Here is a 733-nt window from a genome sequence, read left to right on the forward strand (position 1 = left end):
GCCACTGGTGGCGATCCGTGTGCTGAGTGAAGCGGGCGCTACCGTGTCCTTCCTGGTTGCGCTCGCGCATTTGCCGATTGGCAGTGTTTCGGCCGTCTTGCAAGCGCTGCCCCTGGCGGTGACGATGGGCGCGGCGCTGTTTTTCGGCGAAACGGTCGGCTGGCGGCGCTGGCTGGCGATCGCTATCGGTTTTGCCGGGGTCATGATCATCGTGCGGCCGGGTTTCGAGGGCTTCAGCGTTTACTCGCTGGTGGCGCTGGCATCCGTCGCGTGCTGCACGGTGCGGGACCTCGCCACCAAACGCATCCCCCAGGCCATCCCGACGATGCTGGTCTCGACCGCCACAGCGCTTGCCATGACCGTCGTCGGCGCCTTCCTGTTGACGCCGATGGGTGGCTGGACCCCGATGACCGGCAAAGGCACGGCGCTGCTGGCATTGGCCGCGGTGCTGGTGCTGATCGGCTATCAATTCATCATCATGGCGATGCGTTCGGGCGAGATCTCCTTCATTGCGCCGTTCCGCTACACCGCGCTCCTCTGGTCGATCCTGCTTGGCTTGATCATCTTCGGTGACGTGCCGGACATGCCGATGATCGCCGGTGCGGCAATAGTCGTCGGCTCGGGTCTCTATGCGCTTTATCGCGAGCGCATCGTCGGTCGGCGAAGGATCGTCGCCGAAAGCACTGGGCCGGCCATGGCGCCGGACGGAATCTAGCCGCGCCCGTGGGTAGTG

At 65.1% G+C, this 733-nt stretch carries 1 protein-coding gene; it reads left to right on the forward strand.

From position 1 onward, the window contains the following. The coding region (locus EOA36_RS36445; RefSeq protein ID WP_145969554.1) for a DMT family transporter at window positions 1-715 on the forward strand (715 nt) is incomplete at its 5' end. Window positions 716-733 lie beyond the last annotated feature (18 nt).

This window comes from Mesorhizobium sp. M8A.F.Ca.ET.021.01.1.1 (assembly GCF_003998025.1).
Taxonomy (GTDB): domain Bacteria; phylum Pseudomonadota; class Alphaproteobacteria; order Rhizobiales; family Rhizobiaceae; genus Mesorhizobium.